Origin of the sequence: Pantoea sp. USMM079 (genome assembly GCF_037153115.1) — a bacterium.
Lineage (GTDB): Bacteria > Pseudomonadota > Gammaproteobacteria > Enterobacterales > Enterobacteriaceae > Pantoea > Pantoea communis.
The window spans coordinates 1-230 of record NZ_JBBCKX010000088.1 but is presented as its reverse complement, the minus strand read 5'-3'; the positions used below and the strand labels follow the sequence as shown (position 1 = coordinate 230).

Here is a 230-nt window from a genome sequence, read left to right as displayed (position 1 = left end):
ACTCCTGACTGACCGATAGTGAACCAGTACCGTGAGGGAAAGGCGAAAAGAACCCCGGCGAGGGGAGTGAAACAGAACCTGAAACCGTGTACGTACAAGCAGTGGGAGCCTGATTTGTCAGGTGACTGCGTACCTTTTGTATAATGGGTCAGCGACTTATATTCTGTAGCAAGGTTAACCGTATAGGGGAGCCGCAGGGAAACCGAGTCTTAACTGGGCGTTAAGTTGCA

Annotated in this window: 1 rRNA gene; it reads left to right on the top strand. The window is 50.9% G+C overall.

Going from position 1 to position 230, the window contains the following annotated elements:
* Window positions 1-230, top strand: a 23S ribosomal RNA gene (locus WFP70_RS26645); the annotation flags it as partial.